The sequence below is a fragment of the Phaeobacter sp. BS52 genome, from assembly GCF_045040595.1.
GTDB lineage: Bacteria > Pseudomonadota > Alphaproteobacteria > Rhodobacterales > Rhodobacteraceae > Phaeobacter > Phaeobacter piscinae.
Genome location: NZ_CP090662.1, coordinates 3,518,203 through 3,540,537, shown reverse-complemented (window position 1 = coordinate 3,540,537; position 22,335 = coordinate 3,518,203). Strand labels below are relative to the sequence as shown.

The following is a 22,335-nucleotide window of genomic DNA, read 5'->3' as shown; positions in this document are numbered from 1 at the left end:
TCCTGCCCCTCAGTATAGGGTCACACCCCGGCTGCGCGACCCGGATCTTGCGCGAACAGCCGACTATGGGTCAGCAACCACAGGGTAACGCTTCGCTCACCTAGCGCGGCTTTTCTGTTTGCGCCGACGGGACCTGCGCGGCATTAAGGACCGCGATGGCAAAGCAACTCGATTATCACACCCTGCGTGAGATCTTCACGCGGTTTCAGGCAGCGGATCCAGAACCCAAAGGGGAACTGGAGCATGTCAACGTCTACACATTGGTGGTGGCGGTGGCGCTGTCCGCACAGGCTACGGATGCTTGGCGTCAACAAAGCAACCCGCGCGCTGTTTCAGATCGCAGATACCCCGCAGAAAATGCTGGATCTGGGTGAAGAGGGGCTGACCGAACACATCAAGACCATTGGCCTATACCGTCAGAAGGCCAAGAACGTGATCAAGATGTCGCGCATTCTGGTCGAGGATTACGGCGGTGTGGTGCCCAATTCCCGCGCAGCATTGCAATCGCTGCCCGGCGTCGGGCGCAAGACCGCGAATGTGGTTCTGAACATGTGGTGGCGCCAGCCCGCACAGGCGGTGGACACCCATATCTTTCGCGTTGGCAACCGCGCCGAGCATCGCACCAGGCAAGGATGTCGATGCAGTCGAACGCGCCATCGAAGACAATATTCCGGCAGATTTTCAGCTCCATGCCCATCATTGGCTGATCCTGCACGGACGCTACCATTGCAAAGCTCGCAAACCGATGTGCCCCACCTGCATCATCCGCGATCTCTGCCAGTTTGAGGATAAAACTCTATGAAAACCTACCAGCTCGTCGGGATCGGCAATGCCGTTGTGGACGTGATCAGCCAATGCGACGACAGCTTTCTGGAGCATATGGGCATTGAAAAGGGCATCATGCAGCTGATCGAACGCGATCGCGGCGAGGTGCTTTATGCAGCGATGCAGGAACGGGTACAGACGCCCGGCGGCTCGGTTGCGAACACCATTGCAGGGGCTGGTGCCCTCGGGCTTGAGGCGGCGTTTATCGGCCGGGTCCATGACGACGCGCTGGGGCGGTTTTACGCGCAGGCGATGGCCGATGATGGCGTCGATTTTGTGAACCCGCCGGTTGAGGGTGGTGAGCTGCCCACCTCGCGCTCGATGATCTTTGTCTCCGGCGATGGTGAGCGGTCGATGAACACCTATCTGGGCATCTCCTCCGAGCTGTCGTCGTCAGATGTGCCGGACGTGGTGTCGGGCAAGGCCCAGCTGATGTTCCTTGAGGGCTATCTGTTCGACAAGGACAAGGGCAAGACCGCCTTCATGGAAGCGGCGCGGGACTGCCGCGAGGGTGGCGGCAAATGCGGCATCGCGATTTCCGATCCCTTCTGTGTGGAACGCCACCGTGCCGATTTCCTGTCGCTGATCGAAAACGATCTGGATTTCGTGATCGGCAATGAGGCCGAGATCAAATCCCTGTTTGAAACCGACGATCTGGAAGAGGCGCTGGCCAAGACCGCTGCCATCTGCCCGCTGGTGGTCTGCACCCGCTCCGGCGATGGGGTCACCGTGGTTGAGGGCGACACGCGCGTCTCAGTCCCGGTCGAACGGGTGGTACCGGTGGATGCCACGGGGGCTGGCGATCAGTTTGCAGCCGGGTTCCTGTTTGGCATGGCCAAGGGGCTGGATATCGAGACCTGCGCCAAGATCGGCAATGTCTGCGCGGCTGAGGTGATCAGCCATATCGGCCCCCGCCCCAAGGCGGTGATGAGCCAGGTGCTGCGCCGCGAAGGGCTGATCTGAACCGGGAACTCTCCCGCAGACCTGATAGCAAGGCCGCCCCGGAGTGATCGGGGGCGGCTTTTTTCATCGGGCAAAACTTTGGCTGTCCCCGATCGTGGGCTGACCGGGATCAGGCGTTGTCGGCGGAGGTCAGCGCCTTTGACAGCAGCTCGGTCAAAACCTTCTGCTCTTCCGCACCAAGACCATCAAGCAGGCGCGCCTGTGTGGCGACATGCGCCTCTACCACCTCATTGATCAGGCGCAGCCCCTCCGGGGTCAGCTCAATCAGAAAACCGCGACTGTCCTCGGGGTTGACGCTGCGCGCGACCAGCCCGGCATCCACCAGCCGATCGATGCGGTTGGTCATGGTGCCCGAGGCCACCATTGTGGCCTGCAACAGATCCCCCGGCGACAGGCGATACGGTGCCCCAGCGCGACGCAGGGTGGCCAGCACATCGAATTTGGCGCCGTTCAGATCATAACGCGCCCAGGTTTTCTGCATTTCCTTTTGATAGGCCTGCGCCAATCGTCCAACCCGCCCGATCACGGCCATCGCCGATACATCAAGGTCGGGGCGTTCCCGCTCCCATTGCTGGGTCACAAAATCTACATGGTCCATGGCTCGTGTTTTATCGGATGATATCTTGACGTCAAGAAAAACCATTATATCTTGATGTCGAGAAATCAAAAGGAGACTGCCATGCAGAGCCGCGATCTGATCCTTACCGCGCTGGCGCCCGTGATCTGGGGCAGCAGCTATATTGTCACCACCAGCCTGCTGCCGGGCCAGTCGCCGCTGCTGGTCGCCCTGTTGCGGGCCTTGCCTGCGGGGCTTTTGCTGATGCTGATGGTGCGGCAATTGCCGCCACTGAACTGGGTGCCACGGCTCTTGGTACTGGGGGCGCTGAACTTCTCGATCTTCTGGAGCCTGCTGTTTGTCGCCGCCTACCGACTGCCCGGCGGGGTGGCCGCGACGCTGGGCGCTGTACAGCCGCTGGTGGTGGTGTTTCTGTCGGCTTTGATGCTGAAGACACCGGTGCGGATGGCGGCGGTTCTGGCGGCGGGCCTGAGCATCCTTGGCGTGGCGCTGCTGGTCCTGACGCCGAGTGCACAGCTAGACGGGATCGGTGTCTTTGCGGGGCTCGCCGGGGCCATTGCGATGGCGGCTGGCGTGGTGCTGAGCCGCAAATGGCAGCCGCCTGTGTCGCTACTGACCTTCACCGCGTGGCAGTTGACGGCAGGCGGGCTGTTGCTGATCCCGGTGACGCTGTGGTCCCTGCCCGCCGTGCCGCAGCTGAGCGCCGAAAACCTGTTGGGGTTGGCGTACATGAGCCTGATCGGTGGCGCTGCAACCTATGTGTTGTGGTTTCGCGGCATCGCCCGGCTGGAGCCATCGGTGGTATCGCTTCTCGGGGTGCTCAGCCCGCTGTCAGCTGTCGTGCTGGGCTGGGTAATCCTTGGCGAGGTGCTAACGGCGAAACAGGCGATTGGCGCGGGCCTTGCGCTGTTCAGCCTGTGGCTTGGGCAAAGCGGTTTGCGCTGGCGCAGACGGCGGGTGGCCGACGCCCAGCCCGCCAAACCGGCTGCGGGTTAACGTTCGGACCAGGGGGTGCAGGATTTGCCCGCGTGGCAGGCCAGCACCTCATCTCGGGCGGCGCCGTCAGTGCCGCCAAAGCCAAAGCCGCCGCAGGGATCCATCCGCAGCACATAGGCACCGTCGCGCTGTTCCAGAAACGCCAGATACTCCACCCCGTCAGCGGCCCCCGCGCACCACGGGCCAAAGCAGAGGATTTCCAATGTGATGCCCAGATCAACGGGTTTCGAAAACCCTTCTGCGGTCATCAGCTTGCCCTCAATCCGCGACGGAATCAGGCTGCGCGGCGGGGCGGCATTGGGATTGTCCTGCGGGGCCTTGGGCAACGCGCCCTCGTCAAAGCTGAGCACGCCCTCGACAACGACATAGCTCTTGTCGGATTTCGCGGCCTCAAGATAGGCGTCCGACGGCCCCCAGGGCAGACAGCTGAGGGCGGATGCAGGGCTGGCCAGCGCAGACAGGACGGCGACGGGCAGAAAAAACGTGCGAAGAGGTGGCATCAGGCTGTCCTTTGTCAGACGCAAGTTAGGTCCGAACCATCATAGATGGTCCTGAAACTCCTGAATAACCCGTTCGTAGACCTCGCGTTTGAATGGCACGATCTTGCTCACCAGCTGATCCACCGGTTGCCAGCACCAGGCGGAGAATTCCGGGTGATCAGTGGCGATATTGACCTGATCATCGCGCCCGAGAAAGCGCATCAGATACCATTTCTGCTCCTGGCCACGATATTTCCCGCCCCAGAACTGCGGCACCACATCGACGGGCAGATCATAGGGCAGCCAGCCGTCGCTTTCGGCGATAATCTCAATCAGATCAGGCGTGACACCGGTCTCTTCCTCCAGCTCACGCAGGGCAGCGCGCCGGGGATCTTCGCCTGCGTCAATGCCGCCCTGTGGCATCTGCCAGGCGTCCTTGTGACGGTCCATGCGCTGCCCGACCCAAACCTCCCCCGCTGCATTCAGCAGCATCACGCCCACATTAGGCCGATAGGGCAAGGCGGCGATTTCTTCGGGCGTCATCAAGGCTCTCCTCGGTTGGATGCCCCCTTGTGCACCCATGCCCCAGCGTCGTGCAAGAGGGTGACGCCGCGTCCGAAGTGACAATCCCTTTATGGCTGGGCCATTTTCGCGCAAACCAAGATATTAAGACGTATCAGAGAACTACCAGGGAGAGTGTCATGACTGCGTACCCGAAAATGTTGGCGCCGCTGGATCTCGGCTTTACCACGTTGAAAAACCGCGTGCTGATGGGATCCATGCACACCGGGCTTGAGGAAACCAAGGACTGGAACCGGGTGGCGGAGTTCTATGCGGACCGGGCGCGCGGTGGCGTGGCGCTGATGGTGACGGGAGGCATTGGTCCCAACCTCGAAGGTTCGGTTCTGCCGGGGGCGGCGATGATGACCAGCGATCAGGATGTGGAGAACCACAGCATAGTCACCAATCGCGTGCATGAGGCTGCGCGGCAAGATCGCCATGCAGATCCTGCATGCGGGGCGCTATTCCTATGGACCCAAATGTGTCGCGCCCAGCCCGGTGAAATCACCAATCTCGCCCTTCCCGCCCAATGAGCTGGACGAAGACGGCATCGAGAAGCAGATCGCAGATATCGTCAACGCCGCCGTACTGGCGCAGCAGGCGGGTTATGATGGCGTTGAGATCATGGGCAGTGAGGGGTATTTCCTCAACCAGTTCCTGGTCACCCATACGAATAAGCGCGAAGACCGCTGGGGTGGCTCCTATGAGAACCGGATGCGCCTGCCGATCGAGGTGGTGCGCCGCACCCGCGAGGCGGTGGGAACGGATTTCATCATCATCTACCGCCTGTCGATGATTGATCTGGTGCCCAATGGCTCCACCTACGATGAGGTGGTTCAGCTGGCGCAGGAGGTCGAGAAAGCCGGGGCGACCATCCTCAACACTGGGATCGGCTGGCATGAGGCACGGATCCCGACAATTGCCACCTCGGTTCCCCGTGCGGCCTTTGCCTGGGTCACGAAGAAGCTGATGGGCAAGGTCGGCATTCCGGTGATTACCTCAAACCGGATCAACACGCCGGAGGTCGCCGAGCAGGTGCTGACCGACGGCTGCGCCGATATGGTGTCGATGGCGCGACCGATGCTGGCGGATGCGGATTTTGTGGCCAAGGCCGCCGAGGGCAAGGCCGATCAAATCGCGCCGTGTATTGCCTGCAATCAGGCCTGTCTTGACCATACATTTAGCGGCAAGCTGACCTCCTGCCTTGTGAACCCGCGCGCCTGTCACGAGACCGAGCTGGTGCTGACGCCTGCCGAAACGACCAAGACTGTTGCCATTGTCGGCGCGGGTCCGGCGGGGCTGTCGACGGCGCTGGCGGCGGCGGAGCGCGGCCATAAGGTGACGCTGTTTGACCGCGCAAGCGAGATTGGCGGTCAGTTGAATATGGCCAAACAGGTGCCGGGCAAGGAAGAGTTCTGGGGCTTGGTGGATTGGTATCGCACCATGCTGGCGGACAGCGATGTCACGCTGGAACTGAACCGCGAGGTGTCTGCGGGCGATCTCAAGGGGTTTGACGAGGTGGTGATTGCCACCGGCGTCGTGCCGCGCGATCCGCAGATTCCCGGTCAGGATCGTGACAACGTGGTCGATTACATCGACGTGCTGCGCCACAAGGCCGAGGTCGGCAAGCGGGTTGCGGTGATCGGCGCCGGTGGCATCGGCTTTGACGTGTCGGAATTCCTGCTGCACGCAGGCGACAGCGCGACCGAGAACCTGCCGCTGTGGATGAAGGAATGGGGTGTTGCCGACCCTGCCGAGCACCGTGCCGGTCTGTCCCCGGAAGGCCCGCAGCCTGAGGCGCCCGCGCGTGAGGTGACTCTGTTGCAGCGCAAGGCGGAGCGTCACGGCAAACGGCTGGGCAAGACCACCGGCTGGATCCACCGCGCCACGCTGAAGATGAAGGACGTGAATTTCGTCGGCGGCGTGAACTATGAACGGATTGATGATGACGGGCTGCATGTCAGCTTTGGCGAGGCGCGCGAAAACCCGACTGTGATTGCGGCGGACACCGTGGTGCTGTGCTCGGGCCAGCTGTCGGAACGCTCCCTTGCCGACACGCTGGAGGCACAGGGCACCGCCTGCCATGTGATCGGCGGGGCGGATCTGGCCGCCGAACTGGACGCCAAACGGGCCATCAATCAGGGCACACGGCTGGCCGCCAGCCTCTGACCCCTGCGAAATAGTGAAACGATGATCTCCCCCCTCCCCGTGCCTGCGGGGTGGGGGTTTCTGTCTGGAACCCTGCGCACCCCCTTCGCGTTTTCTTCGTGAACGGCGCCGCCTTTGCGGCGTCAAGTGTTGACGACAGACAGGAGTTTCCCATGCCCCGTATCAGCGACGCCAAAATCCTGATGATTGCCACCGATGGTTTTGAACAGTCCGAACTGGAATTTCCCCGCGATCAGCTGCGGGTCAAAGGCGCCGAAGTCGCGGTTGCCAGTCTGGATGGCAAGCCGATCAAGGGCTGGGAGGGCGACGATTGGGGCCGCGAGGCCGAAGCCGATCTGGCGCTGGAGGCTGTGCGGGTTGAGGACTATGACGCGCTGGTTCTGCCCGGCGGCCAGATCAACCCGGATGTCTTGCGGATCGAGGACAAAGCGATTGAGACCATCAGGGCATTTCACGAGAGCGGCAAAGTCATCGCCGCGATCTGCCATGCGCCCTGGCTCCTGATCGAGGCTGGGGTCGTCAAGGGCCGCGCCATGACGTCGTTCCAGTCTATCAAAACCGATATGATCAACGCCGGGGCCAATTGGCAGGACCACGAAGTGGTGGCCGACGCAGGCATCGTGACCAGCCGTAACCCCGATGATCTGAAGGCCTTCGTCAGCAAGATTGTCGAGGAAATCGAAGAAGGCCAACACGCGCGCTGATCCGACGACTGACCAAACGTCTACCTCTACAAAGGCCCCGGTACGGAACCGGGGTCTTTGCCGTACCGATCAGGGGCGGCGCAGACCACCACAGCTGAGGCAGTTTTTGTCGTCCGGCAAAGTGACCCGATCAACAAGTACGGTGATGGCATGATCTCTGGAGGCGGTGCCTCCGCGGCGCAGATCAATCTGGTGGATCCCGGTTGGCATATCCAACGTCAGACGGACTCCGCCGATCGGCAATGTCTCGGGACTGAAAGCAGCGCCATCAATATAGAGGTGATATGCGCCCTCTTCCGGCAGTTGGAGTTCAACTGTCACGGGAGAGGAGACGATGTCCCCGTCACGGGGCGACAGGATCGCCGCGCCGCCCTCTTGCGCACCTGCCATGTCCACGAGTGAGGTGACGAGGACCATGCCGATCACCGCATAGTCCCAGCGGCATAATTTGCGCAGCTGGTGTTTCACGTGGCAACAGGATCATGGACGGCGCGGGCATCGGCGGGGGCCTCATCGCGGTTGGTCATACCATAGTCGCGCAACACGCCTGCCACCCGCAGACGGTAGTCGCTGAATACGGCCTCCCGCCCCTCCGTCTGCCCGGCGCGGTGGGCGCTGAGGCAGCGCCAGTTGGCGACCGCATCCTCGTTTTCCCAGAAGGAGAGCGACAGAAGTTTGCCCGGTGTGGTGAGGCTCTGGAACCGTTCGACCGAGATAAACCCCTCAACCTCCTGCAGCAGGGGTTTCAGATCGGCAGCGATATCCAGATAACGGTCCTTTGCCCCGTCCTTGATTTCAACCTCGAAGATAACGGCAATCATCCTGTGGATCCTTCCGGGTCAGAGACTTTTTTCAGCCAGGTGCGGTCCTCACGCAGGATAAAGCGGCGTTCCTGAGCAAAGGCATAGTTCTCGCGCCCCAGCGGATCCGCCGCCAGCCGCGCGCGGTAGGCTTCGTATTCGGCAAGGTTTGCCACATCATAGATGCCATAAGCCAGCGTTGATGAGCCTTCGTGCGGGGCATAATACCCGATCAGATTGGCGCCGCAGCGCGGGATCGCCTGCCCCCAGTTGCGGGCATAGGTGGCGAAATCGTCTCGTTTGGTAGGGTCAATATGATAGCGGATGACACAGGTAAGCATCAGGGGCGTCCCTTCTTGGAAAATACGCCCCCGATCTAGCAGGTAGGATTTGGGGAATGCTTCGCCCTGCACCGAAGTGTCCCACCTGCCTTACAGGCCTACTCGACCTTGATGGTGATCACTTCTGAGACGATGGGTGTCGAATGTGGGACGTGACCGTAGTCGCCCATCACCAGCTGCAGCGTATGCTCACCCGGTGCCAGATCCAGCGTGGTTTCGGTCTGGCCGCCACCAAAATGAATGTGGTTTTCATCCGATGGCAGGCCGTAGGATAGTTCATCCGCACCGTCTTCGCCCTCCCCCAGTGGCGGGCGGTCAATCAGCAGGTGGTGATGGCCGGTGTTTTCTTTTTCAGTCCCGGCCGGTGCCACCCCCATGCCGCGCAAGCCAAAGACCACGGTTACCGGTGCAGACACCACCTCACCATCCTTTGGGGTCACGAAATAGACCTCGGCCCCCTCCGGCGCCGGGGTTTCGCCACCCGCAAGGGCCGCAGAGACGAGCAAGGCACAGGCCACCACAGCCGCCAGTGTGGATCTGATCATCGCATTCATAAGATGTCCTCCCATTGACATAACCTCTTTCAACATAGGGGAAGCGGGCGGGTTTTCGATCTTCCGTCGCGCGGGCAGGTGTTTCCAGCTGGTAAACTATGGGTGAATAACCTCGCAATTATCCCATCCCTGCCCCGTTCTTGCCCGATTTCACCGCGAAAAATAGGGGAACACGGATGGATAAGGACGCGAGTGCTATGGATCGACTGACCGAAATGGAGGCCTTTGCCAATGTGGTGGATCAGGGCGGATTCACCGATGCGGCCAAGAAAATGGGGATCTCCAAATCGGCGGTGTCCAAACATGTGTCCAGCCTCGAGGCCCGTCTTGGCGCGCGGCTGTTGAACCGGACCACGCGGCGGGTGTCCCCCACAGAAATCGGCCTCGCCTATTACGACCGGGCGCGCCGGGTGCTGAATGATGCCGGAGAGGCGGATGCACTGGTGACCTCGATGCAATCTGCGCCTTCGGGACTGTTGCGGATCTCTGTTGCGACGGATTTTGGCGTCAACCACCTGTCGCCCGTGTTGTCGGATTTCCTGCGCGACTTCCCCGATATCACGGTCAATATGGTGCTGAACAACCGCTATGTGGAGCTGATCTCTGAAGGGTTCGACATGGCCCTGCGCATCGGTGAGCTGGAAGACAGCTCCCTGCGGGCGCGCAAACTGACGGAAACCACCAAACGGATGATCGCCTCTCCTGCCTATCTGGAGAAATTCGGCCGCCCTCAGAAGATCGACGATCTGAACATGCACAAGCTGCTGCATTATTCCAACCAATCCAGCGGCAGCATGTGGAAGATCACCGCGCCGTCCGGCGAAAAGCGGCAGGTGCGGACCTCCGGCTGGCTATCGGTCAATGACGGACAATCGTTGCTGAATGCGGCAATCTCCGGTCTGGGGATCGCCTATCTGCCCAGCTACCTTTATTCAGATGCCATGGCCGAAGGGCTGGTCGAGGACGTCATGCCCTCACTGCCGATGGAAACCCAAGGCATCTATGCGGTCTACCCTCCTGGCCGCTTCACCCAACCCAAGGTGCGGGCCTTTATCGACTTCCTCGCCAATGCCTTTGCCGACAAGGATGGCATCACCTGGTGAGGCGCGCCTCTTTGGGATTGGACAAGACCCGGCCGTTGTGCCGGGTTTTCTGTATCTGTCCGACAGGCCGAGCGGGACCGCACCACATCAGCGTCTGATCAGCACCACCTCAACCCGGCGATTGGCCTCGCGCCCCTCTGGGGTGAGGTTGGTGGTCAGCGGCGCCATAAAACCCGCGCCTGCCACCGCGACCCGTGCACGATCAACGGCGCTATCGGCTAGCAGGCGGCGACGAACCGCATCGGCGCGGCGTTCAGAAATCGCAATATTCTGCGTCAGCGACCCTACCGTATCGGTATGACCCACCAAGAGCACATCGAAATCCGGGTTCTGAATCAGGAACTCTGCGAGAGCCGTAAGGCTATCATAGGGTTTGGCCCCCAGTGTCACGGCGCCGGTTTCGAACTCCAAATCCGCCAGCACGGCCCGCCCATTGCGGCGCAACCCGGTGATCAGCTCTGCCGCGCCAATGAGTGGCAGCGCAGCAGTCGGGGCTGCGTCGGAGCCGCCGTCTGCCGGGCTGGTGCCATCAGTGAGGACCGGCGCGCTGTCCCCTTCAAGCGTGACCTCGATCACCTGCACAAAGGTGGCGTTGCCGGAGCGCGAGACCAAGAGCGTAACGATGCGCCCATCGGGATGTTCCGCCGAGACAAAGCTGTAGTTGCTGACATCGACGGTCATGTCCGGGGCGGGGATCACCTCAATATCGAAGCGGAAATCAAAGCCGCCGCAGCTGCGCGCGGGGCATTGATAGAGCAGCTCATACCCGGCCGCGACCAACTGTGCGCGGAGCGGTGCCAGTATCTGCAACACTGTGGAATCGCCGGACACACGCCAGCTGCGGCGCAGGATCTGCCCCTCGACCTGGCGTTCGGGCACACCGTCGTCGCTGGCCGGGCCCAACGGCACTGCGTAGCTGCCAAGGGCGGTGGCACGCTCGGCCAGCTGGCGCGCGCCGGCTGGGCAGATTGATCCCCTGTGCGGCGACACCCAACGGCAGGCCTGCGCAAAACAGACCCGCCAGAACAGGCACCAGCCAGCGGCTGGTCAGAACGGCGCGACGGATCACCGGTGCTGCGCGTGATAGGCGTCGTTGGGCACCATGCCGGTGGCGCTGGCAACCCGGTTGGACATGTTGAAAAAACCGGTCACATTGGCGATGTCCCAGATGTCGCGATCGCTGAACCCATGGTCGCGCAAGGTTTGACGGTCGGTCTCCTCGATCTCGGCACTGGCTTTGGTCACCTTTACGGCAAAATCCAGCATCGCACGCTGGCGCGGCTCCAGCGGGGCGACGCGGTAGTTCATCACCAGCATCTCGCCGAGCTTTGGATCGTCTGACAGCTGGCGCACTGCCGCCCCATGGGCCGTTAGGCAATAGAAACAGCTATTGATGGCGGAGACCACCACCGCGATCATCTCGCGTTCCAGCTTCGACAACCCGCTGTCCGCCAGCATCAGGTCGTTATACATCCCGGTAAAGGCGTTGAGCTTGTCGATGTCGAACGCATTGGCACGCAACACGTTGGGCACCATGCCCAGCTTCTCCTGGCAGATGTCGAAGTATTTCTGCGTCTCGGGCGGAAGCGGGTCCACCATCGGCAGGTCAAGCGCGGTGGGTGCGTTGGTGTCGCGTGTCATGGGTTACACTCCCTCTGGGTTGTGGCGATAGTGGTAACGCCCGGCGCGCTGCATGCCAAGTGAGGCATATAGACCGTTTGCGCCAGCATTGGCCTCGGTGCAGAGAACCGCCAATTCGCGTGCGCCCTGATCGGCGGCCCACTGCGCAGCGCGGTGCATCAGCCAAACACCCATACCCTTGCGGCGTTGATGAGACAGGATTTCCAGCGCGTGGACCATGGCGATGCTGTCGTGGATCGCCACAAAGCCGGTGCCCCCCGGAGAATCGTCACACCGGCCCAGCAGCGAGGTTTTTGCGCCCTGAGCCCGTTGCATCACTGCAAAGCGCTCGGGGCCGATGCCCCCCTCGGCCCAGATTTCATGCTGGATCGCCAGCGGCTCCCAGACGCAGAAGGCTGTCACGGGCGGGATCTCCACCGTGCAGAGCTGCTGAACCGAGCACGTCCAAAGCACCACTGGATCCTTGATCAAATAACCCCGCGCGGCGAGCTGCGCATCAAGGGCGTCCTGACCATCGCGGATCATGAACAGAGGATACTGTCCCATATCGCCCATGGCCTGTTCGGCGGCGGTGATCTCCGCCTCGCTGGCGTGACCTGTGGTGACAGTGGCCGCTGACACGCGGCTGCCACCGCCAGCGCCCCGGCGCAGGGTTACCGGGCCAAGCTGCCGCATTTCAGCGGCGGGCCATGTGTGGTCGGTGACGTCGTAATACTTGGGGTCGGTCAGAGTGTGAGCAGTGGTCAAAGATCAAGATCCCGCGCCAGCGCTGTGATCGCCGCATCCACCCGCGCGCCATCAGCGCCCCGCACCACCACATTGGCGCCAAAGGCACCGTTTTGTTGGAACGGGTAACAGCCGATGGAGAGGTCATCATAGGCCTCGGCAATGGCGGTCAGGATGGGGGCGATATCGCCCTCGCCCCGCTGCACCCGCAGCGTCTGCGACAACAGCGGCGCGCCGCCGGTGAGCGTGGGCAGCACCGAGGCGACCATGGCCTGAAACACGCTGGGCACACCGGCCATCACATGCACATTGCGCAGGGTGAAACCGGGGGCTGTGGAGACCGGGTTTTCGATCAGCGTCGCGCCATCGGGGATCCGTGCCATCCGCAGGCGGGCGGCGTTCAGCTCCTGCCCGGATTTGTCGTAATGGGCCTGCAGCAGCGCACGGGCATCGTCGCGTACGTCCAGATGGGCACCAAAGGCCTTGCTGATGCAATCAGCGGTGATGTCATCATGGGTGGGGCCGATGCCGCCGCTGGTGAAGACATGATCATAGCTATCAGACAGCGCCGTCACAGCCGCGATGATCGCGGGCTCGTTGTCGCTGATCACCCGCACCTCCTGCAGGTCGATGCCGTGTTTTGTCAGCTCACCGGCGAGGTAATACATATTGGCATCACGGGTGCGCCCGGACAGAATCTCGTCTCCGATCACCAGCATTGCGGCGGTTGGGTTTGCCATCTGCGCTCCTCCTCTTGATCCAATGATAGCGCAGGTATAGGCCCAGTCACATGCGCTTTCAAACCCCTCTCCTGCCCGCCGTGCTGATCCGACGCTACAAAAGGTTTCTGGCGGACTGCCAGTTGCCAGATGGGCGCGAAGTAACCGCCCATTGTGCCAACCCCGGATCGATGTTGGGACTGGCCGAGCCGGGCAGTCCGGTCTGGCTGGAGCCCAATGACGACCCCAAGAAAAAGCTGAAATACGGCTGGCGGCTGGTTGAGGTTGCGGGCGGCGCTCTGGTCGGCGTGGATACATCTGTGCCAAACCGCGCGCTGAAATCGGCGCTGGAGGCAGGCGAGATTCCGGCCCTGGCGCAATACGGAACGGCCCGGGCCGAGGTGAAATACGCCGAGAAGAGCCGCATTGATTTCCTACTGAGCCAGCCCGGCCTGCCTGATTGCTATGTTGAAGTGAAAAGTGTGACCCTATCCCGGCAGCCCGGTTTGGCAGAGTTTCCCGACAGTGTGACCGCGCGCGGCGCCAAACATCTGGGAAATCTGGCGGATATGTGCCGCGCCGGACACCGCGCGGTGCTGCTATATCTGGTGCAGCGCGAGGATTGTGATCGCTTTGAGATTGCCCGCGACATCGACCCGACCTATGCCGCCGCCTGGGATGCGGCGGCGGCGGCAGGTGTGGAACGTCTGGTGATCGGCACCCGCATCAGCCCGCAAGGCGTTGAGATCGCAGGTACGATCGCGGGCTGATCCCTCAGGCGGCGGCGCTGCGCTCGTCGGCGTGGGCGTTAGATGTGTCCGCGACGTCCTGCGACGCATCGGGGGCCGCCTGAACCAGCGTACGGGTTGGGAACGGAATATCAATCCCGGCCTCATCAAGCGCCTCTTTCACCTTGCGTTTCATGTCGGCCTGATACTGGAAATACTCTGCCGCATCGACCCAGACGCGGACCAGAAAATCAACCGAACTGCTGTTCAGGTTATTGACCTGGATGAACGGCTCCGGCTCTGCATGAGAGCGGCTGTCGGACATGATGGTGTCGCGGATCACCTGCTCGGCGGTGGCAAGATTGGCACCGTAACCCACACCAAAACTCCACTCGGCCCGGCGGGTGTCGAATTCGGAATAGTTGGTGATCGTGTTGCCCCAAACCTCTGAGTTGGGGATGATCACCTTCAGGTTGGAGAGGCTGGCGATCACGGTGTTGTTCAGGGTGATTTCCTTCACCGTGCCCATTTCGTCATTCACCTCAATGAAATCGCCCAGCTTGAACGGGCGGAACAGGATCAGCATGATGCCTAGCCGCGACATTAGACAGCGCGCCCTGCATTGCCAGACCAATAGCGAGGCTTAGCAGCACCGATGGCGGCAATAATAGAGGTGGTCTCAACCCCGAAGGTGTTGAGCACAAACAATAGCGCAAAGGCGAGGATCACATAGCGTGCCAGATTGCCGAGGAAGTGGAACAGGGTCACATCGAGGCTGGCGTGGCTGTCACCGATCTGCACGATGCGGCGTTTGACCCAGCTGGCAACGATAAACCCGGCCAGCAGGATCACGATGGCGGCAAGCACGCTGCCCATGGCCTGGGCCAGAAACTCCAGCGTGACCAGATCAGCCAGCGATTTGCCGTTGTAGATTTCGGTCTGCATCAGGGCATTCAGACTGTCCATATGTGCGCCTCCCTCCGTGGTGCGGTTGCAATTCGTCAGGGAGGGGAACGCATGCCACCGGTAAAAAGTTCCCGACACGGGGGTGTGCCAGCTCTGGCCCTTTGGGCGCGAACCGCTTACATAGCTATGTCAAAGACACCCGATGGAGCCTCATCTGATGAGATCGAAAGACGGCCGCACCACAAAAGACGGCATTCGCATTTATGAGCCCGGCGATTTCGCCGGAATGCACGCGGCCGGGGCGCTGGCGGCCCGGATCCTTGACGATATTGCCGCCCATGTCGTGCCCGGTCAGACCACCGGTGAGTTGGACCGGCTGATCACCCAGATGGTGGAGGACGCAGGCGCGACCTCAGCGACCATCGGCTACAAAGGCTATCAGCACGCCAGCTGCATCAGCGTCAATCACGTGGTCTGCCATGGGATCCCCGGTGAGAAAAAGCTGAAGGATGGCGACATCCTGAATATCGACGTCACCGTGATTGTTGACGGCTGGTTTGGCGATACCAGCCGGATGTATGTGGCTAAGCAAACTGTCGCGCAAAACCGAACGGCTGATCCAGGTGACGCATGACTCCCTGATGAAGGGGATCGAGGCGGTGAAACCCGGCAACACATTCGGTGATATCGGCCACGCCATCCAGTCCTACGTCGAAGCGCAGCGCATGAGCGTGGTGCGGGATTTCTGCGGCCACGGTCTGGGTCAGGTGTTCCACGCGCCGCCAAACGTGCTGCACTATGGCCGCGCGGGCTCCGGTCCGGTGCTGGAGGAAGGCATGTTCTTCACCATTGAGCCGATGGTGAACCTGGGCCGCCCGGAAACCAAGATTCTGGCCGATGAATGGACCGCCGTGACCCGCGACAAATCGCTGTCTGCGCAGTTTGAACATTCGGTCGGGGTGACGGCAGATGGCGCTGAGATCTTTACCCTCTCCCCCAGCGGGAAGTTCCACCCGACCTACGGCTGAGACCGTATCACTCCACTAAAAAAAGGGGCGGACCATCTGGCGCGCCCCTTTGTCGTTCAGCGATACAGATTGACCCGTACCGGTATCAGAGCTTGCAGCGTTTGCGCTCTGCCAGGGCCACCAGAACCTCGTGACGCTCGTTCGCGGCTTCAAGCGCCTGCTTGGCGTTAGAATGGTTGCCGATCACCGCGGGCCAGAACAACAGCGCGGCTGCGATATTCTCGCCGGACATGCTCTTGCCCTTCTTGGCTTCTTTGCGGATCTCTTCCAGCTGGTTCAGCTGCACCGCGATTTCGGTGCAGGTCAGCTTGGCATCACCCACCTGCGTTTTGGTGACAACATCGGGCGATACGCAGGCCGACAGGGCCAAGGCGCTGGCGAGGGCCAGGCCGATGCGGAGATTGAATTTCATATTGTGTCCTACTTCAATTCTGAGCATCTGAATTGAGATGCCGAACGGGCCGATTGATCGTCCGTTTCCCAGGCCGAATATGGCGAACATGGGTGCGTGTAAATCCTGCGGTCGGACTGCGGGGAGTTCCGCCAAGCAAAACGCATAGATTGCTGTGAAAATGTCGCACTCTACCTGAGAGTACCGTTAGGGACGCAGGCCGATCAGACGTGGGACGTCTGTCATGGTGGTAATATGCTCGGCGTTATGCGGTGTCAGGCGGTGGCCCGTGCCGTGGGGATCAAAGCCGAGGCAGCGCATGCCGGCGCGGGCGGCGGCGATGGCGCCGTTTTCGCTGTCCTCGATCACCAGGCAGTCGCGGGCCTGCACATCGAAATGGCAGGCGGCGGCAAGGAACAGATCAGGGTCCGGTTTGCCGGTCTTGAGCGTATGAGCGGAGAACATGGCGTGGGGATGAAACAGATCCCAGAGGCCGTTCTGGCCAAGGGTGATGCGCATCTTTTCCTCGCTGCCATTGGAGGCCACGCAAAAGGCGATGCCTTGCGCCTGCAACAGCGCCAAAAGATCAGACACCCCCGGCACCAGATCGACCCCCTGCCGCAGACGGGTGTAGGTTTCCTCATAGATCTCAGCGATCCAATCTTGGGGCAGGTCAGCGCCACGGGCGATGGCCTTGGTGCGCACATCTGCCATGGTGCCACCGACAAAGAGATCCATACATTCCGCAAGTGACAGCTGAAGTCCGTGGCGTGTGAGGTTGTCGACCAGCACCTGATTGCTGAGCGTTTCGCTGTCGACCAAAACGCCATCACAGTCGAAAATCACCAGTTTCGGCGTCGGATATGTGATCGGCATGAAATGTATCCTCTGTTCTGGTGTTCAGCTCTCGCGCCACAGGAGGGTGATGTGCGTGTCGCCGTATTTGCGGCTGTCGTGCAGGGTAAATCCTGCGGGGGCTTGCATGGGGCTGCTTTCTTCCCAGATCACCAGCGCATCCTCAGCCAGCCAACCGCCTTTGGTCGCGGCGATCAGCGCCTTCTGCCCCAGCGATTTACCATAAGGTGGATCGAGGAAGATCACATCACAGGGCGCGCCATCATTGACCGGCAGGCGGGTTGCATCGCGGCGGATGAGCCGTGCGCGGTCTTTGATGCGCAGCAGGTCGATGTTCTTAGTGATCAGCCCCTGCGAAACCCGGCCATCATCGACAAACACCGCATCCGCCGCGCCGCGCGACAGCGCCTCTAGCCCCAAGGCACCGGTGCCCGCAAACAGATCCAGCACCCGCAGCCCATCGAAATCGACCAGATGGCTCAGCACGTTGAACAGGCTTTCGCGCACCCGGTCGGTGGTGGGGCGCAGATGGGCGCCTGCATCCCCCTTGCCCACGCTGGTGAGCGCGCGGCCTCGGAAATCTCCGGCGATGATCCTCATGCGCGCAGCAGCGGTTTCAGATCCGCCTCAGGGTCAGCCACCACGGTTTTGTCGGCGGTGCGTCCCGCCTCAATCAGGCGTTTGGCGACCATATAAGCGCGGGGATCATTCATTGCATCCACCGCCACCAGTTGATCGCCGGTGTAATACCAGAAGGACATGGTGCCATCCTGTCCCGCGCGGGAGACGACATTGTCGTAGCCGGTGTTGAGGCCCGCGATTTGCAGTTTGACGTCATATTGATCGGACCAGAACCAGGGCTTCGCCACATAGGTCTCCCCCGCGCCGAGCATATTGCGGGCAGCGACCTCTGCCTGATCAATGGCGTTGGGCACGCTTTCGAGCCGGATATGGCTGCCGCGATAGGGGAAGGAGGCGCAATCCCCGGCGGCCCAGATCGCGGGATCAGAAGTGCGTCCCTGCTCATCCACCTTGATGCCGTTCTCCAGCGCCAGGCCCGCCGCCTCTGCCAGTTCGCATGCGGGGGTGATGCCAACGCCGACAATGACGAAATCCACCTCAACCGTTGAGCCATCGCTGAGCACGGCGCGGCTGACGGCCCCACCCTCGCCCTCCAGCCGCTCCAGTCCGATGCCTTCGCGAATATCGACACCATGGCCTGTGTGCAGGCTGCGGAAATAGTCCGAGGTTTCAGGGGCTGCGACCCGTTGCAGGATGCGGTCGGCCATTTCCACCAGCGTGACGGAGACCCCGCGTTTGGCACAGACGGCGGCGGCCTCTAGCCCGATGTACCCGCCGCCCACGATCAGCGTGCGCGCGCCGTCTTTGACCACGGGCGCCATGGCGTCCACATCTGCCAGATCGCGCAGCACGTAAACGCCGTTCAGATCACCACCAATAGCGGCAGGCAGACGGCGCGGACTGGACCCAGTGGTGAGCGCCAGCTGGTCGTAGTGCAGCACCTCATCCGCGAGGGTCACGGTCTTCTCCGCTGGGTCAATGGCCTGCACCTGTCGGCCCAGCTTGAGGGTGATATTGCTATCGGCGTAGAAGCTTTCAGGGCGCAGATAGAGCCGCTCCAGCTCCATCTCGCCTAGCAGATAGGCCTTGGAGAGGGGGGACGCTGATAGGGCACGACCGGTTCGCTGCCGATCAGGGTGATTTTCCCGTCAAAGCCCTTCTTGCGCAGCTGAGCCACCAGCGAAGCCCCGGCCTGCCCTGCCCCGATCACGACGAAATGGGTCATGGTTCCCCTCTCTTTCTGCTGTCCCGGTCTGCGGCTGCTGGTTGTCACACGCCTCTGGCATGCCAGCTGCCCGACCCTATATGTGTGGGGATATAAAACACAATCACGGGAGAGGAACAGATCATGATTTCCGTTGGAGAAACCCTGCCTGAGGCGACACTGACCCGCATGGGGGCGGAGGGCCCTGAACAGGTGAGCATGGCGGAGCTGACCAAGGGGCGCACGGTTGCCATTTTTGCGGTGCCGGGCGCGTTCACCCCGACCTGCCATTCGGCCCATGTGCCCAGCTTCATCCGCAATAAGGACGCGTTGGCTGCCAAAGGCGTGGATGAAATCATCTGCATCGCTTAGCAATGATCCCTTTGTGATGCAAGCATGGTCGGAGGCCACGGGTGCCGGTGCTGCCGGTATCACCATGCTGTCGGACGCCGAATGCGGGTTTACCGATGCGATCGGGATGCGGCTGGATGCACCTGCGGCGGGTCTGATCGGGCGGTCGCTGCGCTATGCGATGCTGGCGCGCGATGGCAAGGTTGAAGTCATGAACGCCGAAGACAATCCCGGCCAATGTGAACTGTCTGCGGGCGAGGCGCTGCTGGACTCCATCGGCTGATCCGCAAGGATCAAACAAACAAAGGCGCGGATCCAAGCCGCGCCTTTGTCTATTCATATCTGTCGGGTGGTGGCCGCTAAAGGCTCTCCATCTTGCGGGCGAGTTTTGCATCCAGCGCGCTGATGCCGCCGACATCATGGGTGGTCAGGGTCACGGTAACGGAGTTGTAGACGTTGCTCCATTCCGGGTGGTGATCCCATTTTTCGGCCCAGATTGCGGCGCGGGTCATCCAGCCGAAAGCATCGACAAAACTGTCGAATTTATAGGTCTTGGTGATGGCATCGCGGCCGTCGACCACCTGCCAACCGGCGCTGAACAGCGGATCCAGCAGCGGGCCGCGCGTGGCGTCTGAGAGTTTCTCGGTCATTGTTGCTCCTCCACATGGGGTTTGCGGAACGGACCGTAGTCCGTCAGGATCTCGATTTCTTCTTCGATGGCGCCGCGTTCGGCCTCCAGATAGCGGGCAATGGCATCGGCAAATCCCGGATCGCCCACCCAATGCAGACTATGCGTTTGCGTCGGCAGATAGCCACGCGCCAGCTTGTGTTCCCCCTGCGCGCCCGCCTCGACCCGGTCCAGCCCGCGGGCAATCGCCTGATCGATGGCCTGATAGTAACACAGTTCGAAATGCAGGCAGGGGTGGTGTTCGCGGCACCCCCAGTAGCGCCCGTAAAGCGTGTCACGGCCTAGGAAATTCAACGCACCCGCAACCGGCATCCCGTCACGTTCGGCAAGAATCAGCACCATGTCGTCCGCCATGGTGTCATGCGCGATGTCGAAGAAGGCGCGACTGAGATAGGGCGAGCCCCATTTGCGCGCGCCTGTGTCCTGATAGAAAGTCCAGAAGGCATCCCAATGTTCGGGGCGCTGATCGCTGCCGTGATAGGCGCGGATCTCACCGCCAAAGCCCTGCGCCTGCGCGCGTTCCTTGCGGATGGTCTTGCGCTTGCGTGATGAGAGTGCGCCAAGGAAATCGTCAAAACTGCGGTAGCCGTCATTCAGCCAGTGAAACTGTTGCGTGACACGGGCCATCAGCCCCATTTCGGCACCCATCTGCGCCTCATCCTCGGTGCAGAAGGTCACATGCAGGGAGGAGACGCGGTTGTCCGCGGCCAGTTGTACAGCCCCCTGCACCAGTGCGGACTGGCCCAGACCTTCGAATTCCGGCTTTACCAGAAAACGCCGCCCTGTGGCCGGGGTAAAAGGCGCTGCGATCTGCAGCTTGGGGTAATAGCGCCCGCCTGCCTGTTCATAGGCATGGGCCCAGTTGTGGTCGAAGATATATTCGCCCTGACTGTGGGATTTGGCATACATCGGCGCGCAGGCGATCAGCTCGCCGTCGCGGCGCGCGGTCAGGTACTGCGGCTGCCAGCCGGTCCCGCGCCCGACAGAGCCGCTGTCCTCCAGCGCGCTCAAAAACCGGTGCGTGGTGAAGGGATCTCGTGGGGCACCGCCGTCAGCGGCCTCAGGACAGGCGCAGGCGTCCCATTCCTCGGCCGATAGCTGCGACAACGCGCCTAGCACTTCGATTTCAATCTGCGCCTGTTCCATTCAGTTCCTCCGCGACAGACAGTATCTGGGTCCGCCGCGGATGGGATCAAGCCGGGATATCAGAAAGATAGCGTTCAAAGGTGACATTATGCGCGATTTTGCGCGCCTCCTTTTCCATCGCGACGGAGGTGACGGTCCAGCACAGCACCGGCACACCCTGGGCGCGCAGTTCCGCGACGTGCGGGCTGGCGAGATCGGCCACCTCATGGCTGATGAAACAGGAGCCGGAGCGGTCAAAATCCGGGATTGCGCGCAGATGGTCGCAGACCTCCGCCGTCAGCTCGGGCCAATGCTCAACCCTGTAGCTACTGGTGGTAAGACCGCGCGGCCGAGCAGGCGCCAAGCGCGCCAGTTCGACCACGGAATGCGGATTGAAAGACATCAGCGCGACCTCGCCCTTATAGTCTTTCAACTGTTCCGCAGTATCGGCCTCCAGCGCGCCGATATTTGGCCCCATATTGCCGTCCTGATCCTTCAGCTCAATCAACAGCGGCACGCGCCCATCAACCAGGTCGAGGACCTCAGCCAGATCCGGGATGCATTCGCCATCACCGCCCTTGAGAGGAATGGCGCGCAGCTGGTCGCGGGTGTGATCCGCGACCAGCCCAGCCCCCTCAGCCAGCCGTTCCAGATTGTAGTCATGGAACACCATGGCGCGCCCGTCGGAGGACAGTTGCAGGTCCATTTCAATGCCATAGCCCGCTTCAATCGCCGCAAGAATGGCGGCGCGGCTGTTCTCCGGGCGACCATCGCGCACGTCGTGCAGCGCGCGATGGGTGATGGGCTGGCGCAGGAATGCGGCAGGCAGATCAGAGGTCATGAGATCTGGAACACGCCGTCGATTTCGACTGCCACACCCAGCGGCAGCGAGGGCGCGCTGACGGCGGCACGGGCATGACGACCAGCATCGCCCAGCACCTCAACCATCAGGTCAGACGCCCCGTTCACCACCTGCGGCTGGTCAGTGAAGCTGTCGGTAGAATTGACAAACGCACCCAGTTTCACAACGCGCTTCAGACGGTTCAGATCACCGTCACAGGCAGCTTTCAGCTGCGCCAGCAGCGCGATGGCGCATTGGCGGGCGGCTTTCTGACCGGCGGCTACATCCATATCCGCACCCAGTTTGCCGGTGATCAGTCCCTCAGGCCCGGCAGAGATCTGACCGGAGATATAGACCATATTATCGACCACCACATAGGGCACATAGTTGGCTGCGGGGGCCGGTGCGCTTGGCAGTTGAATGCCCAGATCTTTGAGTTTGGCTTCGATATCCATGGATGTGGTCCTTTGCGTCGGGT

General features: G+C 61.5%; 23 protein-coding genes and 6 pseudogenes. 9 read left to right on the top strand and 20 right to left on the bottom strand.

All coding sequences use genetic code 11. From position 1 onward, the window contains the following. The first annotated feature begins 155 nt into the window (after positions 1-155). Together nth and L0Z65_RS17240 are read left to right on the top strand one after the other, a co-directional pair. A pseudogene (gene nth / locus L0Z65_RS17245) lies at positions 156-802 on the top strand (endonuclease III). Beyond that, complete coding sequence (locus tag L0Z65_RS17240) at positions 799-1,788, top strand: adenosine kinase (protein WP_040174395.1); 990 nt, start codon at positions 799-801, stop codon at positions 1,786-1,788. Before nth ends, L0Z65_RS17240 begins: the two are co-directional and overlap by 4 nt. 109 nt (positions 1,789-1,897) lie before the next feature. Here L0Z65_RS17240 and L0Z65_RS17235 read toward each other — a convergent pair whose 3' ends face one another. Then, positions 1,898-2,386, bottom strand: a complete 489-nt coding sequence (locus L0Z65_RS17235; protein WP_040181242.1) for a MarR family winged helix-turn-helix transcriptional regulator — start codon at positions 2,384-2,386, stop codon at positions 1,898-1,900. A gap of 81 nt (positions 2,387-2,467) precedes the next feature. On the opposite strand from L0Z65_RS17235, the gene L0Z65_RS17230 reads away from it, so the two are divergent. Next, the gene (locus L0Z65_RS17230) at positions 2,468-3,361 is read left to right on the top strand and encodes an EamA family transporter (RefSeq protein ID WP_405109495.1); all 894 of its coding nucleotides are present in this window, start codon (positions 2,468-2,470) and stop codon (positions 3,359-3,361) included. On the opposite strand, the gene L0Z65_RS17225 is transcribed toward L0Z65_RS17230, so the two are convergent. Both L0Z65_RS17225 and L0Z65_RS17220 read right to left on the bottom strand, forming a co-directional pair. After that, a complete protein-coding gene (locus tag L0Z65_RS17225) occupies positions 3,358-3,861 on the bottom strand; it encodes a hypothetical protein (RefSeq protein WP_405109492.1) in 504 nt (167 codons plus the stop codon). The genes L0Z65_RS17230 and L0Z65_RS17225 overlap by 4 nt on opposite strands. A 39-nt stretch (positions 3,862-3,900) precedes the next feature. Then, positions 3,901-4,383 carry an RNA pyrophosphohydrolase gene (locus L0Z65_RS17220; protein ID WP_040174398.1) on the bottom strand — a complete coding sequence of 161 codons (483 nt, stop codon included), beginning with the start codon at positions 4,381-4,383 and terminating at the stop codon, positions 3,901-3,903. Positions 4,384-4,541: 158 nt separating this feature from the next. Between L0Z65_RS17220 and L0Z65_RS17215 the strand changes: the two are divergent. Together L0Z65_RS17215 and L0Z65_RS17210 are read left to right on the top strand one after the other, a co-directional pair. Next, positions 4,542-6,570, top strand: a pseudogene (locus tag L0Z65_RS17215) (FAD-dependent oxidoreductase). Between the two features lie 152 nt (positions 6,571-6,722). Further along, positions 6,723-7,274 (top strand): type 1 glutamine amidotransferase domain-containing protein, encoded by a 552-nt coding sequence (locus L0Z65_RS17210; RefSeq protein ID WP_096873203.1) that lies wholly within the window; start codon positions 6,723-6,725, stop codon positions 7,272-7,274. Positions 7,275-7,343: 69 nt separating this feature from the next. Here the strand turns inward: L0Z65_RS17210 and L0Z65_RS17205 are convergent, their stop codons facing one another. From L0Z65_RS17205 to L0Z65_RS17190, 4 genes are all read right to left on the bottom strand, one after another. Next, positions 7,344-7,742: a hypothetical protein gene (locus L0Z65_RS17205; RefSeq protein WP_405109487.1), complete on the bottom strand. Its 399-nt coding sequence runs from the start codon at positions 7,740-7,742 to the stop codon at positions 7,344-7,346. Beyond that, positions 7,739-8,095, bottom strand: coding sequence for an antibiotic biosynthesis monooxygenase family protein (locus tag L0Z65_RS17200; RefSeq protein ID WP_405109484.1), 357 nt, complete (start codon positions 8,093-8,095; stop codon positions 7,739-7,741). Before L0Z65_RS17200 ends, L0Z65_RS17205 begins: the two co-directional genes overlap by 4 nt. Continuing rightward, positions 8,092-8,415 (bottom strand): NIPSNAP family protein, encoded by a 324-nt coding sequence (locus L0Z65_RS17195; protein ID WP_102896308.1) that lies wholly within the window; start codon positions 8,413-8,415, stop codon positions 8,092-8,094. Before L0Z65_RS17195 ends, L0Z65_RS17200 begins: the two co-directional genes overlap by 4 nt. Before the next feature lie 98 nt (positions 8,416-8,513). Then, positions 8,514-8,969 (bottom strand): DUF4399 domain-containing protein, encoded by a 456-nt coding sequence (locus L0Z65_RS17190; protein WP_405112610.1) that lies wholly within the window; start codon positions 8,967-8,969, stop codon positions 8,514-8,516. Between the two features lie 197 nt (positions 8,970-9,166). Between L0Z65_RS17190 and L0Z65_RS17185 the strand changes: the two genes are divergently transcribed. Next, complete coding sequence (locus tag L0Z65_RS17185) at positions 9,167-10,072, top strand: LysR family transcriptional regulator (protein ID WP_014875799.1); 906 nt, start codon at positions 9,167-9,169, stop codon at positions 10,070-10,072. 87 nt (positions 10,073-10,159) lie between these two features. Here L0Z65_RS17185 and L0Z65_RS17180 read toward each other — a convergent pair whose 3' ends face one another. The 4 genes from L0Z65_RS17180 to L0Z65_RS17165 all read right to left on the bottom strand — a co-directional run bounded on the left by L0Z65_RS17180 (position 10,160) and on the right by L0Z65_RS17165 (position 13,179). Then, a complete protein-coding gene (locus L0Z65_RS17180) occupies positions 10,160-11,062 on the bottom strand; it encodes an OmpA family protein (RefSeq protein ID WP_405109481.1) in 903 nt (300 codons plus the stop codon). Between the two features lie 75 nt (positions 11,063-11,137). Next, positions 11,138-11,713 (bottom strand): peroxidase-related enzyme, encoded by a 576-nt coding sequence (locus tag L0Z65_RS17175; RefSeq protein ID WP_096872559.1) that lies wholly within the window; start codon positions 11,711-11,713, stop codon positions 11,138-11,140. Positions 11,714-11,716: 3 nt separating this feature from the next. Further along, positions 11,717-12,460 carry a GNAT family N-acetyltransferase gene (locus L0Z65_RS17170; RefSeq protein WP_405109478.1) on the bottom strand — a complete coding sequence of 248 codons (744 nt, stop codon included), beginning with the start codon at positions 12,458-12,460 and terminating at the stop codon, positions 11,717-11,719. After that, positions 12,457-13,179: a molybdopterin-binding protein gene (locus L0Z65_RS17165; protein WP_040174416.1), complete on the bottom strand. Its 723-nt coding sequence runs from the start codon at positions 13,177-13,179 to the stop codon at positions 12,457-12,459. The genes L0Z65_RS17170 and L0Z65_RS17165 overlap by 4 nt, the downstream gene beginning before the upstream one ends. Before the next feature lie 50 nt (positions 13,180-13,229). Between L0Z65_RS17165 and sfsA the strand changes: the two genes are divergently transcribed. Next, the gene (sfsA, locus tag L0Z65_RS17160) at positions 13,230-13,928 is read left to right on the top strand and encodes a DNA/RNA nuclease SfsA (protein WP_405109474.1); all 699 of its coding nucleotides are present in this window, start codon (positions 13,230-13,232) and stop codon (positions 13,926-13,928) included. Between the two features lie 4 nt (positions 13,929-13,932). Here sfsA and L0Z65_RS17155 read toward each other — a convergent pair. Beyond that, positions 13,933-14,852, bottom strand: a pseudogene (locus tag L0Z65_RS17155) (mechanosensitive ion channel family protein). A 157-nt stretch (positions 14,853-15,009) separates the two neighbouring features. Here L0Z65_RS17155 and map point away from each other — a divergent pair. After that, positions 15,010-15,820 (top strand): annotated as a pseudogene (map, locus tag L0Z65_RS17150) (type I methionyl aminopeptidase). Between the two features lie 85 nt (positions 15,821-15,905). On the opposite strand, the gene L0Z65_RS17145 reads toward map, so the two are convergent. From L0Z65_RS17145 to L0Z65_RS17130, 4 genes and pseudogenes are all read right to left on the bottom strand, one after another. Then, positions 15,906-16,232: a hypothetical protein gene (locus tag L0Z65_RS17145; RefSeq protein WP_040181163.1), complete on the bottom strand. Its 327-nt coding sequence runs from the start codon at positions 16,230-16,232 to the stop codon at positions 15,906-15,908. 186 nt (positions 16,233-16,418) lie between these two features. Further along, positions 16,419-17,087, bottom strand: a complete 669-nt coding sequence (locus L0Z65_RS17140; RefSeq protein WP_405109471.1) for an HAD family hydrolase — start codon at positions 17,085-17,087, stop codon at positions 16,419-16,421. A 24-nt stretch (positions 17,088-17,111) separates the two neighbouring features. Continuing rightward, the gene (rsmD, locus tag L0Z65_RS17135) at positions 17,112-17,666 is read right to left on the bottom strand and encodes a 16S rRNA (guanine(966)-N(2))-methyltransferase RsmD (RefSeq protein ID WP_405109468.1); all 555 of its coding nucleotides are present in this window, start codon (positions 17,664-17,666) and stop codon (positions 17,112-17,114) included. Beyond that, positions 17,663-18,873 (bottom strand): annotated as a pseudogene (locus tag L0Z65_RS17130) (NAD(P)/FAD-dependent oxidoreductase). Before L0Z65_RS17130 ends, rsmD begins: the two are co-directional and overlap by 4 nt. 123 nt (positions 18,874-18,996) lie before the next feature. On the opposite strand from L0Z65_RS17130, the pseudogene L0Z65_RS17125 reads away from it, so the two are divergent. Next, positions 18,997-19,486, top strand: a pseudogene (locus L0Z65_RS17125) (peroxiredoxin). Between the two features lie 76 nt (positions 19,487-19,562). On the opposite strand, the gene L0Z65_RS17120 reads toward L0Z65_RS17125, so the two are convergent. From L0Z65_RS17120 to L0Z65_RS17105, 4 genes are read right to left on the bottom strand one after another with little or no spacing between them, the layout of a single operon-like run. Beyond that, positions 19,563-19,853, bottom strand: a complete 291-nt coding sequence (locus tag L0Z65_RS17120) for a 4a-hydroxytetrahydrobiopterin dehydratase (RefSeq protein WP_040174427.1) — start codon at positions 19,851-19,853, stop codon at positions 19,563-19,565. Continuing rightward, positions 19,850-21,037 carry a GNAT family N-acetyltransferase gene (locus L0Z65_RS17115; RefSeq protein ID WP_405109465.1) on the bottom strand — a complete coding sequence of 396 codons (1,188 nt, stop codon included), beginning with the start codon at positions 21,035-21,037 and terminating at the stop codon, positions 19,850-19,852. The genes L0Z65_RS17120 and L0Z65_RS17115 overlap by 4 nt, the downstream gene beginning before the upstream one ends. A 46-nt stretch (positions 21,038-21,083) precedes the next feature. Next, a complete protein-coding gene (locus L0Z65_RS17110) occupies positions 21,084-21,857 on the bottom strand; it encodes a glycerophosphodiester phosphodiesterase family protein (RefSeq protein WP_405109462.1) in 774 nt (257 codons plus the stop codon). Further along, positions 21,854-22,312 (bottom strand): RidA family protein, encoded by a 459-nt coding sequence (locus tag L0Z65_RS17105; protein WP_072503792.1) that lies wholly within the window; start codon positions 22,310-22,312, stop codon positions 21,854-21,856. Before L0Z65_RS17105 ends, L0Z65_RS17110 begins: the two co-directional genes overlap by 4 nt. Positions 22,313-22,335 lie beyond the last annotated feature (23 nt).